This window comes from Actinomadura spongiicola (assembly GCF_003432485.1).
GTDB classification, from domain to species: domain Bacteria; phylum Actinomycetota; class Actinomycetes; order Streptosporangiales; family Streptosporangiaceae; genus Spirillospora; species Spirillospora spongiicola.
Map to the genome: position 1 here is coordinate 671416 of NZ_QVNQ01000004.1, position 14696 is coordinate 686111.

General features: G+C 72.0%; 17 protein-coding genes. 7 read left to right on the forward strand and 10 right to left on the reverse strand.

Annotation, left to right across the window (positions count from 1 at the left end):
- Positions 1 to 28: 28 nt before the first annotated feature.
- Together D0T12_RS15800 and hisN are read right to left on the reverse strand one after the other, a co-directional pair.
- Entirely contained in the window at positions 29 to 220 is a 192-nt protein-coding gene (locus D0T12_RS15800) for a hypothetical protein (protein ID WP_117400300.1), read from the reverse strand.
- A 141-nt stretch (positions 221 to 361) separates the two neighbouring features.
- Positions 362 to 1165 (reverse strand): histidinol-phosphatase, encoded by an 804-nt coding sequence (gene hisN, locus D0T12_RS15805; protein WP_117400468.1) that lies wholly within the window; start codon positions 1163 to 1165, stop codon positions 362 to 364.
- 134 nt (positions 1166 to 1299) lie between these two features.
- Between hisN and D0T12_RS15810 the strand changes: the two genes are divergently transcribed.
- Complete coding sequence (locus D0T12_RS15810) at positions 1300 to 2151, forward strand: hypothetical protein (protein WP_117400301.1); 852 nt, start codon at positions 1300 to 1302, stop codon at positions 2149 to 2151.
- 105 nt (positions 2152 to 2256) lie between these two features.
- Here the strand turns inward: D0T12_RS15810 and D0T12_RS15815 are convergent, their stop codons facing one another.
- From D0T12_RS15815 to D0T12_RS15840, 6 genes are all read right to left on the reverse strand, one after another.
- Positions 2257 to 3810: a serine/threonine-protein kinase gene (locus D0T12_RS15815; RefSeq protein WP_158581512.1), complete on the reverse strand. Its 1554-nt coding sequence runs from the start codon at positions 3808 to 3810 to the stop codon at positions 2257 to 2259.
- Positions 3811 to 3852: 42 nt separating this feature from the next.
- A complete protein-coding gene (gene rsgA / locus D0T12_RS15820; protein WP_233526087.1) occupies positions 3853 to 4818 on the reverse strand; it encodes a ribosome small subunit-dependent GTPase A in 966 nt (321 codons plus the stop codon).
- Between the two features lie 59 nt (positions 4819 to 4877).
- A complete protein-coding gene (gene aroA, locus D0T12_RS15825; protein WP_117400303.1) occupies positions 4878 to 6149 on the reverse strand; it encodes a 3-phosphoshikimate 1-carboxyvinyltransferase in 1272 nt (423 codons plus the stop codon).
- Positions 6150 to 6202: 53 nt separating this feature from the next.
- Entirely contained in the window at positions 6203 to 6895 is a 693-nt protein-coding gene (locus D0T12_RS36550) for an anti-sigma factor family protein (protein WP_117400304.1), read from the reverse strand.
- Entirely contained in the window at positions 6892 to 7488 is a 597-nt protein-coding gene (locus D0T12_RS15835) for a sigma-70 family RNA polymerase sigma factor (protein ID WP_117400305.1), read from the reverse strand. Before D0T12_RS15835 ends, D0T12_RS36550 begins: the two co-directional genes overlap by 4 nt.
- A gap of 110 nt (positions 7489 to 7598) precedes the next feature.
- Complete coding sequence (locus D0T12_RS15840; RefSeq protein WP_117400306.1) at positions 7599 to 8336, reverse strand: DoxX family protein; 738 nt, start codon at positions 8334 to 8336, stop codon at positions 7599 to 7601.
- Here D0T12_RS15840 and D0T12_RS15845 point away from each other — a divergent pair.
- Together D0T12_RS15845 and D0T12_RS15850 are read left to right on the forward strand one after the other, a co-directional pair.
- Entirely contained in the window at positions 8335 to 9165 is an 831-nt protein-coding gene (locus tag D0T12_RS15845) for an SOS response-associated peptidase (RefSeq protein WP_325050809.1), read from the forward strand. The two genes, D0T12_RS15840 and D0T12_RS15845, sit on opposite strands and share 2 nt — an antisense overlap.
- Before the next feature lie 44 nt (positions 9166 to 9209).
- The gene (locus D0T12_RS15850; protein ID WP_117400307.1) at positions 9210 to 9551 is read left to right on the forward strand and encodes a TraR/DksA family transcriptional regulator; all 342 of its coding nucleotides are present in this window, start codon (positions 9210 to 9212) and stop codon (positions 9549 to 9551) included.
- Between the two features lie 17 nt (positions 9552 to 9568).
- On the opposite strand, the gene D0T12_RS15855 is transcribed toward D0T12_RS15850, so the two are convergent.
- On the reverse strand, positions 9569 to 10372 hold the full coding sequence (locus D0T12_RS15855) for a class I SAM-dependent methyltransferase (RefSeq protein WP_117400308.1): 804 nt from the start codon (positions 10370 to 10372) through the stop codon (positions 9569 to 9571).
- A 324-nt stretch (positions 10373 to 10696) separates the two neighbouring features.
- Between D0T12_RS15855 and D0T12_RS15860 the strand changes: the two genes are divergently transcribed.
- On the forward strand, positions 10697 to 11302 hold the full coding sequence (locus D0T12_RS15860) for a sigma-70 family RNA polymerase sigma factor (RefSeq protein ID WP_117400471.1): 606 nt from the start codon (positions 10697 to 10699) through the stop codon (positions 11300 to 11302).
- Here D0T12_RS15860 and D0T12_RS35355 read toward each other — a convergent pair.
- Positions 11274 to 11429, reverse strand: a complete 156-nt coding sequence (locus D0T12_RS35355; protein WP_158581513.1) for a hypothetical protein — start codon at positions 11427 to 11429, stop codon at positions 11274 to 11276. The genes D0T12_RS15860 and D0T12_RS35355 overlap by 29 nt on opposite strands.
- On the opposite strand from D0T12_RS35355, the gene rsrA reads away from it, so the two are divergent.
- From rsrA to D0T12_RS15875, 3 genes are all read left to right on the forward strand, one after another.
- Positions 11428 to 11730 carry a mycothiol system anti-sigma-R factor gene (gene rsrA, locus D0T12_RS15865; RefSeq protein ID WP_117400309.1) on the forward strand — a complete coding sequence of 101 codons (303 nt, stop codon included), beginning with the start codon at positions 11428 to 11430 and terminating at the stop codon, positions 11728 to 11730. The two genes, D0T12_RS35355 and rsrA, sit on opposite strands and share 2 nt — an antisense overlap.
- A gap of 20 nt (positions 11731 to 11750) precedes the next feature.
- Positions 11751 to 12680: an NAD-dependent epimerase/dehydratase family protein gene (locus D0T12_RS15870; protein WP_117400310.1), complete on the forward strand. Its 930-nt coding sequence runs from the start codon at positions 11751 to 11753 to the stop codon at positions 12678 to 12680.
- 598 nt (positions 12681 to 13278) lie between these two features.
- Entirely contained in the window at positions 13279 to 14688 is a 1410-nt protein-coding gene (locus D0T12_RS15875) for an HD-GYP domain-containing protein (protein ID WP_117400311.1), read from the forward strand.
- The last annotated feature ends 8 nt before the right edge of the window (positions 14689 to 14696 follow it).

Genomic DNA, 14696 nt, shown 5'->3' on the forward strand with positions numbered 1-14696 from the left:
GTCGGCGGGTTCCGGGCGACGCCCCGGGTCAGCTGCCGAGGCGCTTGCGTCCCTGCGCGCGCACGCGCTTGCGCTGAGACGGGTCGAGCATCAGGTATCCGACGAGCGGTGTCCCGAGGACACCGAGGATGATCAGCGCGGTCAGCCACCAGGGAAAGATGAACAGGGTCAGGAAGCCGACGACGACGCCGCCGATCACGAACTTTGTCTGGGCCGACATCTGGTACCTCCGTAGACGGGCCGCCACTTCGTACAACGGCCGCCCCGCGACCGCTGTTCCACGATATGTCGCGAGTCTGCGCGTTGGCCACCACCGTGACCCGTCCGGCCCGCCGGCTGATGATCCGCTGGAAGCGCGCTGCTAGATGCGCAGGGAGAGCTGTCCTCCGCCGAGCGTGCGCAGGACCTCGGCGTGCAGTTTGCCGTTCGTGCACACGACGCTGCCGCCCTCCACGCCGGGCTTGCCGGACAGGTCGGTGAACGTGCCCCCGGCCTCCTCCACGATGACCTGGAGCGCCGCGAGGTCCCACAGCGACACCTCCGGCTCGGCGGAGATGTCGACGGCGCCCTCGGCGACCATCATGTGCGACCAGAAGTCGCCGAACGCCCTCGTCCGCCACACCTCGCGGGTCAGGTCGAGGAACCGGTCGAGGCGGCCCTGCTCCTCCCAGCCGCTGAGGCTGGAGAACGACAGGGACGCGTCCGTCAGCTCCGACACCGACGACACGGTCATCCGGGTGGCGCGGGTCAGGCTGCGTCCCGTCCAGGCGCCGCCGCCGCGCGCCGCCCACCAGCGGCGGTTCAGCGCGGGCGCCGACACGACCCCGACGACGATCTCGTCGTTCTCCATCAGCGCGATCAGCGTCGCCCACACCGGCACGCCCCGCACGAAGTTCTTCGTCCCGTCGATCGGGTCGATGATCCAGCAGCGGTTCCCGAAGCCGGTCTTGCCGAACTCCTCGCCGTACACCGCGTCGCGGGGACGGGCCCGCTTCAGCGTGCCGCGGATCTGCTCCTCGACGCTGCGGTCGGCGTCGCTGACCGGCGTCAGGTCCGGCTTGGTCTCGATGTCGAGATCGAGCGCGCGGAAACGCCTGGTCGTGATGTCGTCGGCCCCGTCCGCCAGCACATGCGCGAGACGCAGGTCATCGGAATAGCCCGCCACGGCGAGCAACGCTACCCTGAGCACCGGCCGTCCAGACACACTTACCCGGCCGTTCCGGCTTTTCGGTCGGCCACCTCCGGCGCGGCGCGGCGTTCCGGCCCGACGATCGCGTCCGGGAATGGCAGCATGGGCCCATGGCGCACGATCTTCCCGCATGGGTGGCCGAGCTGACCGACCCGCGCCGGGCGGAAACGCTCGACGAGCTCGCCGACCGCCTCGTCCCGCTCGCCGAGCACGCCATCGACGTGTCCCGGCGGTTGCAGACACAGCTCAACGAGCTCAACGACCCGTTCAAGCGCGAGGCCCTCTACGGGCGCGTGGAACGGTTGAAGGCACGGGTGGGCGAGGCCCTCGACGAGATCACCTCGGAGATCGCCGCGTCCGGGGAGCAGCGCATCGACCGGGTCGTCGCGGACTGGGCCGGACGGGCCGGGCCCGCCGGGCGCGGCGAGCTGGAGCGGGAACTGCGGCGCAGGCTGGATCGTGACATCGTGCCGGTGCTGTCGCAGCGGCAGCGGGACGTCGCCGAACGCGTCGCCGAACGCACCTCGACGGCGCTGGAGGAGGCGACGCAGACGCTGCTCACCCGCGTGGAGGACCTCGCCAGGGCGGTCACCGACCTGATCCACGACGTGCTTCCCCTGGCCCGGGAGGGGCTGGCGCTCGCCGGCCGGATCTCGACGCTGTCGGGCCACGCCCGCAAGGCGGGACGTGGACCGGTCCCGGACGAGCTGAAGGAGGCGGGCGCCGAGACGGCCCGCGCGTTCGACGAGGCCGTCGCGCGGCTGGAACTGGAATGGGCGGCGCTCGGAGCGCGGTCGGCGAGCGTCCGGGCCGCGCTGCGCGGCGCGGAGGAGAGCGCGTTCAGCCGCGTCACCGAGGAGATGACCCGGTGCGTGGAGGAACTCGCGCCCGACCACATCAAGGCCCTGAACGACGCCGAGGCTCGGGCGCGGAGCCTGTTCGAGGAACCCTCCAACAGTTAGGGCGGGCTCACAGCGCTTGCGGGAAGTGGAACAGTCTTCCCGGGTCGTACTCGGGCCTCGCGCCGCGTTCCAGAGCGTTCCAGTCGCCGGAAGCGTCCATGGTCGTCAGGCGGTGCCGCGCAGCGTGTCGAGGAACGTCTCGTAGACCGGGACGGCCCCGTCCCAATGCTTCTGGCTCGCCATGAGGATGATCTGGTAGATGGCGCCGTCGAACCGGAACACCCGGACACGGACCCGACCGGGAAGGCCGTTCCGGACGAAGGTGAACTGGGCCTCGGCGGCCATGTCCCCCTGGTAGGGGATCTTCCGGTCGAAGCTCTCCTCCTTGAACTTCGGGTACTGGGTCGTGTCCGCCTTCATCTTGCCGAGCGCGGAGGCCAGGCCGTTTCCGGGGTCGGGGAAGGCCGTGGACACCAGACGCTGGATCGCCAGGCCCCGCACCACTCCCTCGGTCGGATCCTTGATCGTCAGGTCGTCTCCCGAGACCTCGACCTGCCAGCCCCGCGGGACCGCCGCGACGAAGGCCGATCCGCGATGGAGGCGGTACCCGGAGGGCAGGGCCACGTTCTGCCGCGTCGACGTGGACGCCTGGCCGGACGACGACGCCCTGCCGGACGGCGACGTCCGCGGGTCGGCGTCCTCGCCGCCGGCGGTGAAGATCACGATGGAGGCGATGGCGACGACCAGCGCGGCGGCGAAGACCCCGGCCGGGACGATCAGCGGCCACGGCACGCGTCTCGGCGGGCGCGGTGGGTGCGGCGGGACGGTTCCGGGAACCGTCGGCGGGGCCGGCGGCGGAAGCGTCAGGTTGTGCGGCGCCGCGTTCCGCGGAGGCGGTGGCAAGGGGGCGAGGGGGCCCTGGGCGACCTGGCGGAGGAGCCGCCCCGCCTCGTCGGGGCTCATTCGCTGCTCGGGGTCCTTGCGGAGCAGGCCGTACAGGACGGGAGCGAGAGGCCCGGCGAGCTGGAGCGGATCGGGGTCGTCGGACAGGACGGCGGCCATCACTCCCCACACGTCCGGCCGTTTGTACGGGGGGCGGCCCTCCACGGCGGCGTACAGGGTCGCGCCGAGGGACCACAGGTCCGACGCGGGCGTGGCCTTCTGGTAGCGGGCCTGCTCGGGCGCCAGGTAGGCGGGCGACCCCACGATGGCGCCCGCCTGGGTGAGGGTCTCGTCCCCGGCGACGGTCGCGATGCCGAAGTCGGTGAGCACGGCCCGGTCCGGGGGCAGCAGCACGTTGCCGGGCTTGACGTCCCGGTGCACGACCCCGGCGGCGTGCGCGGCGCGCAACGCGTCCAGCAGGTCCGCGCCGATCGCCGCGACCCGCCGGGGCGGCAGCGGCCCCTCCCGCGCGATCAACTTGTCGAGGCTCTCGGCGCGGACGAGCCGCATCACGATCCAGGGGCGCCCGTCCTCCTCGACGACGTCGTGGACGGTCACGATGCCCGGATGGTCCAGCCGCGCCGCCGACCTGGCCTCCCGGAACGTCCGCGCGTACGTCCGTTCCACCTGCGCCTCGTCCAGGCCCTCCGGCGGCGTCACCTCCTTGACGGCCACCTCGCGGTCGAGCGTGCGGTCGCGGGCCAGCCACACGGCGCCCATCCCGCCGCGTCCGAGCACCTCCACCAGCTCGTAGCGCGCTGCGATCAACCGGACCATGGCAGCGACCATACCGACGTGAGCCGGGCGAGTCGCCCACTACTACTCGGGCTCCCCCTCGCGGCTGGCGAGCAGGCGCCGCAGGGAGTCGAGACGGGCGCGGCTGGCGTGCCCGTCGTCGACCCAGCCGTCCAGCCCGCAACTGTCCTGGAGGTGGTCGCAGTGCGGCGGGCAGCGCTCCGCAGCGCCCTCCGCGAGGTCCTCGAACGCCGCGATGACGTGCCCGGGTTCGACGTGCGCGAGGCCGAAGCTCCGCACGCCCGGCGTGTCGATGATCCAGCCGTCGCCGCCGGGCAGCTCCAGCGCGATCGCCGACGACGAGGTGTGCCGGCCCCGGCCGGTGACCGCGTTGACATGGCTGACGGCCCGTTCCGCGTCCGGGACGAGCGCGTTCACCAGCGTCGACTTGCCGACGCCCGAATGGCCGACGAGCACGCTCGTCCGGCCGGTCAGGTGGCGGCGCAGCCCGTCCGGGTCGCCGTCGCGGCGCGTCACGGCGTACGGGACGCCGAGCGGCGCGTACTCGGCGATCAGGTCGGCGGGGTCCCCGAGGTCGGCCTTGGTGAGGCACAGCAGCGGGTCCATCCCCGCGTCGTACGCGGCGACGAGCTGCCGATCGATCATGCGGGGGCGGGGCTCGGGGTCCGCGAGCGCCGTGACGATCACGAGCTGGTCGGCGTTCGCGACGACGATCCGCTCGAACGGGTCGGTGTCGTCGGCGGTGCGGCGCAGCGACGACGTCCGCGGCTCGACGCGGACGATCCGGGCCAGGGTGTCGGGGGCGCCGGACACGTCCCCGACCAGCGCCACCCGGTCACCGACGACCACGCCCTTGCGGCCGAGCTCGCGGGCGCGCATCGCGGTGACGCCGCGTTCGTCGGCGGTGCCGCGGTCGACGACGCAGCGGTACCGGCCCCGGTCCACCGCGATCACGAAACCGGGCGAGGCGTCCTCGTGCGCGGGACGGCGGCGGGTGCGTGGCCGCGACCCGCGCCGCCCCGGCCGCACCCGGACATCGTCCTCGTCGTAGTCCCCTGTTCGTCGTGCCAGTGGTCCTGTCCCTGCTCTCAGGCGGGCGCGAGCATCGACGCCCACAACTCGGTGAAATCCGGAAGAGTCTTGCCCACGGTGCCCGGATTCTCCACCTCGACGCCGGGAACGGCCAGGCCAAGCACGGCCGCCGCCATCACCATCCGGTGGTCGTCGTAGGTGTGGAACACGCCGCCGCGCAACGGTCGCGGCCGGATGTCCAACCCGTCCGGCAGTTCCCTGACGTCGCCGCCCAGCCCGTTGATCTCGGTGACGAGCGCCGCGAGCCGGTCGGTCTCGTGGCCGCGCAGGTGCGCGATGCCGGTCAACCTGGACGGCGAGTCGGCGAGCGCGGCGAGCGCCGCGAGCACCGGGGTCAGCTCACCGACCTCGCGCAGGTCGGCGTCCAGCCCGTGGAAGCCGTCGCCGCCGCGGACCGTGAGGCCGTCCGGGCCGTGGGACACCTGCGCGCCCATCGCGGTGAGCAGGTCGCGCAGCGCGTCGCCCGGTTGTGTGGTCTCGGTCGGCCAGCCGGGCACGGTGACGCGGCCGCCGGTGACGAGCGCCGCGCCGAGGAACTGCGCCGCGTTCGACAGGTCCGGCTCGATCTCCCTGTCGCCGCCCCGGAGGGTGCCCGGCGCGACCCGCCACACGTCCGGCTCCGTCTCGACGGCCGCGCCCGCGTCCCGCAGCATCCGGACCGTCATCGCCAGGTGCGGCGCCGACGGCACCGGCGGGCCCTCATGCCTGACCTGCACGCCCTTCTCGAAGCGCGGCGCGGCCAGCAGCAGCCCCGACACCAGCTGCGACGACCCGGACGCGTCGATCGTGACCTCGCCGCCGTCGACGGCGCCCGTCCCGCGCACGGTGAACGGGAGCGCGCCGCGCCCGCCGTCGTCGATCACGGCGCCGAGCGCCCGCAGCGCCGTGATGATCGGGCCCATCGGACGTTCCCGGGCGCGCGGGTCGCCGTCCACGGCCACCTCGCCGGACGCCAGCGCCGCGACGGGCGGCAGGAACCGCATCACCGTCCCGGCGAGACCCACGTCGACCCGCGCCGGACCGGTCAGGTCGCCCGGACGGACCAGCCAGTCCGCGGAGTCGTCGGCGACGTCCACGCCGAGCGCGCGCAGAGCACCCGCCATCAGGTCGGTGTCGCGGCTGCGCAGCGGCCGCACGATGCGGGACGGCGCGTCCGCGAGCGCGGCGAGCACCAGCGCCCGGTTCGTCATCGACTTCGACCCGGGCAGCGGCACCACGGCGTCCACCGGGGCATGCGCGACGGGCGCGGACCAGTGCGGAGAGGGCATGATCCAAGGGTATCCGGCGGCCCGCTCCCGGCGGGAAACGTTCGGAGGGGCGGTCAGAGGGGGATGCTCAGCAGGGTTCCGCCGGTGTCGAGCCGGACCTCGAAACGGGTGATCTCCTGGCGGGTCAGGCCCGTTCCGCCCTGCATGACGAGCGGCTTCGGCTGCTCCGGCACGCCGTACCCCTTGTCCGGGACGCGCCATCCCGCGACGACGCTGCGTTCGCCGTCCCGGGACACGGCCTCCAGGTGGCACCGCAGCGGGCCCTTGATGCCGCGCAGTTCCAGGCCGACCTGCGTCCCCCACCCCTTGTCGACCAGGCCGACCGTGCCGGACGCGCCGGTCCGCGGGTCCGTCGCCCGGAACTTGTCGCCGGGCAGCGCCTGCCGCACCGGCGGCGTGGAAGGCGTGTCGTCGTCGCCCAGGACCGTCCCGACGCCGATGCCCGCGGCCAGCGCGACGGCCGCGGCGGCGGACCCGGCGGTGAGGACGGCACGGCGCGACGAACGCCGGTCCGCGCTCCGCTTGCGCCGCATCATGTCGACCACCGGCGCCGGGGGAGGGGACGGCGCCGCCGCGGTCACCTCGCCGAGGGACGTGAGGATCCCGGCCGTTCCCGACATCTCGTTCAGCTCGGCCCGGCAGGGCGCGCACCCGCGCAGATGCGCCTCGAAGGCCCGGCGGTCCCCGTCCTCCAGGAGCCCCAGCGCGTAGGCGCCGACATCGGTGTGCTCGACCTGGGAGCTCACGAGGTCACCCCCCTCTCCTCCAGGGCGACGCGCAACGCGCGCAACGCGTAGTAGACCCGGGACTTGACCGTCCCCACCGGGATCCCGAGGTACTCGGCGGCCTGGTTGACCGTCCGGTCCCGCAGCACCGTCTCGGTGAGGGCCTGCCGGTGCGCCGGGGACAGCGACTCCAGGGCCTCCGTCACGACCACCTTGCGCAGCAGGCCGTCCAGCTCGTCCGCCATCGGCAGGTTCTCCAGGGGGGCGTCACCGACCTCCGGGGGCCGGACCTCGCGCTGCCGCCGGTTGTCGATCACGATACGCCGGGAGACGGTCGCCAGCCACGGCATCAGCGAGGACGTGCGGTCGTCCAACCGGTCCGCGCTCCGCCACGCCCGGATCATCGTCTCCTGCACCACGTCCTCGGCCCACGGACGGTCGCCGCCGGTCAACCGGAGGACGAACGCGAGGAGCGGGCGATGGTACTCGCGGTACAGGCCCGCGGCGATGTCCTCGTCACGCTCCTCGTCACGGTCGTCGCCGCGCGTGCCGGGTCGGCGGAGCAGGCTCCGCAGCCCGCCGGTCTGTCGACCGGAAGATCCGGGAACTGCCATGGCCGGGGCGTCTCCGTCCTCGTCTACGAGCCGGTCATCTGGCAGTACGGGACCGCGCCACCCCACGGTTCAACGGATTTGAGCCTCCTTTAAGGTTCCCTTCGGAAAGTTCAGCGCTTGACGGCCTGCTTGACCTTGCCCGCCTGGACGGCCACACGACCGGGCTTGGACGTCCGGTTGGTCCGGAACGCTCGCCCGACGTTCTTCACCGCGCCGCCCGCCTTACCGGCTTTGGCGGCCTTACCGACCTTGATACCGGCCTTACCGGCCTTACCTCCGGCCTTGGCGGCCTTGCTGCCGGTCTGGGCGCGTGCCGTGCGCACCTGACGGGCCGCCTCGCGGCGCGCGTCGCGCAACGCCAGGGCCGCCTCCCGGCGCATCGCCTTCGCCTCCGCGCCGCTCTTGATCTGCGCCTCCCGCGCCTGCCGGCGCACCTCCGCAAGGCGCGGCGGGCGGCGGGGCTCGGACGCGACCATCAGCAGCGCGCCGAACAGCCCGGCGTTCTTCAGCAGATGGGACCGTTCGTCGGCGCGGCGCTCGGCGTCGTCCTCCGTCCAGTAGCGGTGCTCGGTCGCCAGGACGGGCACCAGCTGCGCCGCCATCAGCAGGGTCGTGAGCCGCCGGAACCTGCCGGTCAGCAGCAGCGCGCCGGTGCCGAGGCTGAGAGCGCCCTGCATGCGGACGAGGGACTCGGGGTCCTTCGGCAGCCAGTCGATCCGGTCCGCGACCGGCTTGACCGCCGGGCCGACCCGCTCGGCGCGCTCGCGCGGATCCCGGAGCGCGTCCAGGCCGTTCATGATGTACGGGGCCGCCACGAACGGGCGGGCGAGAGTGGTGAAGGGTCGCATGACCCGCTACATGCCCAGCGCGCCGCCGCTCAAGCGCGGCAGGATGGGGGCCATGTGCGGACGTTATGCCACCACCCGTGCGCGTCAGGAGCTGCTGGACGAGTTCCAGGTGCAACTCGACGCCGTCGACGGGGACATCGAGCCCGACTACAACGTCGCCCCGACCAAGCAGGTCCCGGTCGTGCTGAACCGGCGCCCGAAGGACGCTCCGGAGGAGGAGCCCGCCGTCCGGCAGCTGCGCACGGTCCGCTGGGGCCTCGTCCCGTCCTGGGCCAAGGACCTGTCCATCGGATCCCGCATGATCAACGCGAGGTTCGAGACGGTGCACGAGAAGCCGTCGTACCGGCGCGCGTTCGCCCGGCGACGCTGCCTGCTGCCCGCCGACGGCTACTTCGAGTGGTACACCCTCCAGCAGGATCCGGCCGACGGCGAGAAGAAGGCCAAGAAGCCGCAGAAGCAGCCGTTCTTCATCCGCCCCAACGACGGCGCGATCATGGCGATGGCCGGTCTCTACGAGTTGTGGAAGTCCCCCGAGGACGAATGGGTCTGGACGTGCACCGTCATCACGACCGACGCGCCCGACGACCTCGGCCGCATTCACGACCGGATGCCGATGATCGTCGAACGGGACCGCTGGGACGCGTGGCTCGATCCCGCGCTCACCGACACCGAAGAGGTGCGCGGGCTCCTCGTGCCGGCGATGGCCGGAACAATGGACGCCTACCCTGTGTCGAAGGCCGTCAACAGCGTGAGAAACAACGGACCGGAACTCATAGAACCGGCGGCTTCTGGGGATAGTCCTGGAAACCATTCCGACGGTTTGTTCTGAACCGAATTGCCCGGAGCCCCCCACCGGGAGGAGTTCGCAGCATCGTGGACACCGCCGTAGCCCGCTCTCGCCTGGAGGCCATGCTCCAGGACCTGGACCGTTCCATTGCCATTCTCAGGGGCGAAAGTCCAGAACGCGACAATTCGGCCGCGGACGCCGGGGCCGGTCTCACCGATCACGATCGTGTGGAGGCCGCCCTGGAATCCCTGGGCCGGCACCGGCGCGGCGTCGCCGCCGCGCTGGAGAGGATCGACGCCGGTATCTACGGCCGGTGCCTGGGCTGCGGCAAGGATGTCCCCGAAGGGCGGCTGGAAGCCCGTCCCGACGCCGCCCGCTGCATCACCTGCCAGTCCAAGCACGACCGCGCCACCCGCAGCTCACGGTGACCCGTGCCGAGTCGGGGTCATCTGACGTGCGATGACCTCGACTCACCGGTACCTGACGGGCGGACGGCGCTCGCGAGAAGGCCCATGCCGAGGGACTCGTCAGGTGCGGGGGCGTTGAGTTCGGTGCGGACGAGTCTTCCGAGGGCCCGGGGCCGCTGGGCGAGGACGTGCTCGACGGTCGAGGGGGACAGCACCGTGCGGGGCCTGATCCACTCGACCTCGAGGCCCGCGTCGGCGAGCAGCTCGCGGAGCTGGTGGGCGGAGAAGGAGCGGGTGATCGTCCCGTCCGGCCAGGGGACGAGGCAGACCTCCGCGCTCGGCAGGTCGGACAGGTGCGCCCAGTAGTTCCGTTCGGCCAGCAGCGCCATGCCGAGGGTGAGGGAGTCGACGCAGAGCAGGACGCGACCGCCGGGGCGCAGGACGCGGGCGATCTCGGCGATGGTCGCCTCGGTGGCCAGGTGCCGGGACAGGACGCGGTTCTCCGCGATGACGGCGTCCATGGTGCCGTCGGCGATGAAGCCGAGCGTTCCGGTCTCGCCGATGATCGGGATCGCGGTGCCCCGCGCGGGCCGTCCGGGTTCCGAGGTCTCGCCCGGATCGCGCACTTCGAGGACGGTGTGACCGGCGGCGGCGGCCTGGGCGGCGCACCGTCCGCCCGAGATGTCCAGCACGCGGGAGGGGCCGCGCGGGAGCCAGCGGCCCAGCTGGGCGGCCGCGACCGCCCAGTAGAACCTCCAGTAGCGCGCCAGGGAGTCCCCGTTGGTGTCACGCAGACTGGCGATGGTGGGCTCGGAAGGTTGCGCCGGAAGCACCGGATGCACCGCTTGCTCCTGTTCTCGCCGTATACGTGACGTCCTTCCCCGTTCCGCATGATCGCCACCCTCCGTATAGGACGGGGGCCGGGACGCCTGTTCTTTTCGTCACTCCCTGCCGGGGAATCGGCGGCGATGTAGCGGTGTTGCACCGACGCACAGGGAGTACAGCGGAGGTGCACACCTATGACCACAGCCGTTGCAGATCAGCAGCGGACGGCGCGCGACGCCGCGCGGGCACCCGCCCGCCTCGGCATGCCGCGCGGACCGATATCGTCTGTGGGATACGACGCCGTCGGCCTAGTCGGGGCCAAGGGCGCCACAGCCGAGGAGGTGGGTCAGGTACCGGGCACCACGGAGACCGTGGAGCAGCGTCAGGAACGGTTCCAGCGCGACGTGCTCCCGTTCTTGGACCAGCTGTATTCGGCCGCGCTGCGCATGACGCGCAACCCCGCGGACGCCGAGGATCTCGTGCAGGAGACCTTCGCCAAGGCGTTCGCGTCCTTCCACCAGTTCAAGGAAGGCACCAACCTCAAGGCGTGGCTGTACCGGATCCTGACCAACACGTTCATCAACTCCTACCGCAAGAAGCAGCGACAGCCGCAGCAGGCCGCCACCGAGGACATCGAGGACTGGCAGATCGCCCGCGCGGAGTCGCACACCTCCAGCGGGTTGAAGTCCGCCGAGTCGGAGGCGCTTGAGCACCTGCCCGACACGGACGTGAAGCGGGCGCTGCAGGAACTGCCGGAGGAGTTCCGCATCGCCGTCTATCTCGCCGACGTCGAGGGCTTCGCCTACAAGGAGATCGCCGAGATCATGGGCACGCCCATCGGCACGGTGATGTCGCGGCTGCACCGCGGAAGACGGCAGCTGCGCGTCATGCTGGAGGACTACGCTGAGGAGAGGGGCCTCACGCGGGCGAGCGGGGGGTCCCGATGAGCGCGGCTTCGATGAGCGCGGCTTCGATGAGCGTGGTCTCGATGCCGGACGCTGTGAAGCCGGACATCGTGAAGCCGGACACCGTGCCCTGCCGCGGCGCGGTGTGCGAGAAGGGTGAGTGAGCCATGAGCTGTGGCAACCACCACGAGACCCCGTGCGACGAGGTCCTGGCACGGGTCTACACCTATCTTGACGGCGAGCTCGACCAGGGCGGCTGCGGTGAGGTGCGCCAGCACCTGGACGAGTGCGGGCCGTGCCTGCGCGAGTACGGGCTCGAAGAGGCCGTCAAGAAACTCGTGAACAAGTCCTGCGGCTGCGAGTCGGCGCCCACCGACCTGCGCGCCAAGGTGCTCGGCCGCATCGAGGAGATCTGCGGCGAGATCAAGGCGTCCGGAGGCGCCGAGAAGACCGGGTCCGCGGGCGGCTGATCGCCGGTATCGTTTCGCGGGTGCTCGCACTCGTCACCGGCGCCGCCGGTTTCATCGGGTCCCATCTCGTCGACCGGCTCGTCGCCGACGGCCACGAGGTCATCGGCGTGGACGACCTGTCGTCCGGCCGGAACGTCCGTCCCGGTGTGGAGCTGTGGGAGATGGACGTCACCGACCCGACCCTCGCCGAGAAGGCGGCGGCGCGGCGTCCCGAGGTGATCTGCCATCTGGCGGCGCAGGTCAGCGTGCGCGCCAGCGTCGCCGACCCGCTGCGCGACGCGCGGATCAACGTGGTCGGGACGGCGAACGTCCTGGAGGCGGCGCGGGCGGCGGGCGCGCGCAAGGTCGTGTTCACCTCCAGCTGCGCGGTGTACGGGGTGCCGGACGCGCTGCCCGTCCCGCCGGACGCGGAGCTGCGGCCCGCGTCGCCGTACGCGGCGTCCAAGGTGTCCGGCGAGGTGTACGCGGGGATGTACACGGCCCTGCACGGCATCGACCACACGACGCTGACGCTGGCGAACGTGTACGGGCCGAGGCAGACGCCCGAGGGCGAGGCGGGCGTGATCTCGATCTTCACCGACGCGCTGCTGTCCGGCCGTCCCACCCGCGTCTACGGCGACGGCACCCAGACCCGCGACTACGTGTACGTGCTGGACGTGGTGGACGCGTTCGCCCGCGCCGCCGAGGGCGGGGGCGACGGGCGCCGCCTCAACGTCGGCACGGGCGTGGAGACCACCGACCGCGACCTGCACACGCTGGTCGCCGAGGCGGCCGGCGCCCCGGACGACCCGGAGTTCGCGCCGCCCCGCCTGGGCGACCTCCCCGCGATGTCCGTCGATCCGCGGCGCACGCGGGAGGCGCTCGGCTGGGAGCCGAGGACGGGGCTGCGGGACGGTCTCGCCGCGACGGTCGCGTGGGCGCGGGAGCGGAACGCCCGGGCGCGGAGCTGAATACCCCCTAATGCCGGATGTTGTCGTTTCGTAACCTCGTTCCGATGCGCTTTCGGATGCTATTGCATTTGCACATGATTTTCGGGGCCTCGGGATATGGTGCGCATACGTAACCCGTATTCGTGCAGTACAAATGATCACAACACGTGACGATTGGTTCACGCTTCGTTCACGTTTTCGTGCATGCCTGTGTGACCTTGCCGGTCCGCGTTAGGCTTGAGCCGAAATCAGCGACGGGAGCATGTGCATACCCGGGAATTCCGGGGTATGTGCACGGCCGGAAGCCTGGACCGTCCCGGTCCCGGTGACCGGCCGCGAGGCCGGACGGCCCGGTTCGCGGGGGGAGGCAAGGAGCCATGCTCAAGCGCGTGACGCCGGCGGAAACCGTCCGGCGCCGGAGCGCCTCGGCGTCGTCGCTGATGATGCCCGAGGGCGTGTCCTGGGTGTAGTGCCGGTAGGCACGCGTTCAGCCCGGTGGCCCGCCTTTCGTCACCGAACACCTTTCGTCCCCGGCGACCCCGCACCGGCCGCGCCCCGCGAAGGCCGCGCCGCCGCGGAGACGCCGGAGGAAAGGCGTTCACTCCCCGAGGGGGCGGCAATGCGTGGACTACCTCTCGCTGCCTGGGCGTACGTCTGTGGCGTGGTCGCGCTGGCGACCGGACTCATCGCGACGTCGTCCTTCACGGACATCGACTGGGCCGAACTCGCCGTGCTGGCCCTGCTGTTCCTCGTCTGCGACTCCGCGCCCGCCCGGCTGAACGTCGCCCGGGCCCGGGTGTCGATGAGCTTCGCCGCGAGCCTGGCCTCCGTCGTGCTGTTCGGCGCCGCCGGCGCGGCGCTGCTCGGCATCTGCGCCGTGGTCACCGGCCAGCGGTTCTTCGCGCCGGTCAAACGCGTCTTCAACGGCGCGCAGCTCGCCCTCAGCGGCTACGTCGCCGGAACGGTCTTCAAGCTCCTCGGCGGCGACCGGTTCGACCCCGGGCAGATCCGCTGGGTCGAGAACGTCATCGGCCCGTTCCTCGGCGCCCTCGTCACCTTCGTGGTCGTCAACCTGACGCTGATGGCCGGGGTCCTGCTGCTCAGCCGGCAGGCCAAACCACGCGAGCTGCTGCACGAGTACGGGCAGCTGTCGGTCGGCTGCCTCGGCTACGGCATGGTCGGCCTGCTGATCGCCGGGCTGTGGCCGCGCGTCGGGCCGTTCGCCGCCGTGCTGGTGCTGCTGCCGCTGCTCATCGCCCGGTGGGCGATGGACCAGGCGTACGTGCAGCAGCAGGCCCACGCCGCCACCCTCGCCGCGCTGTGCCAGGCCGTCGAGACCAAGGACTACTACACCCGCGGCCACTCCGAGCGGGTCTCCCGCGGCTCGGTGATGATCGCGCAGGAGATCGGGATGCGCGCCGACCGGGTCGAGGCCATCCGCTACGCCGGGATGCTGCACGACGTCGGCAAGCTCGGCGTCCCCACGAAGGTGCTCCAGAAGAACGGTCCGATGACCGAGGAGGAGTTCGCCGCGATCCAGCTGCACCCGATGCGCGGGCTGCAGATCGTCCGGGAGATCGGGTTCCTGGACGAGGCGCTCGCCGGGATCATGCACCACCACGAGAAGATGAACGGACGCGGCTACCCCATGGGCCTCGCGGGCGACGAGATCCCCGAGTTCGCCCGGGTCATCGCCGTCGCCGACGCGTTCGACTCGATGACGTCCACCCGCTCCTACCGTCCCGCCCGCAGCGTCGACGAGGCCGTGGCGGAGCTGCGCCGCTCCATGGGCGACCACTTCGACCCCGCGATGGTCGAGGCGTTCCTGCGGGCGCTCGACCGGGAGGGCTGGGAACCGCCGCGTCCCGTCGTGCTCCCGGACGACGACGTCGTCGAGACCACCCAGCAGGACCACGACGACCCGAGCACGCCCCTGCGCGTGGCCGGTGACGAGGAACGGCAGGAGCCGGGGAGCGTGGGACGCCGACCACCCACGCGAGAACGGCCCGGCGACGAAGTGCGGCGGTGAACGGCGCC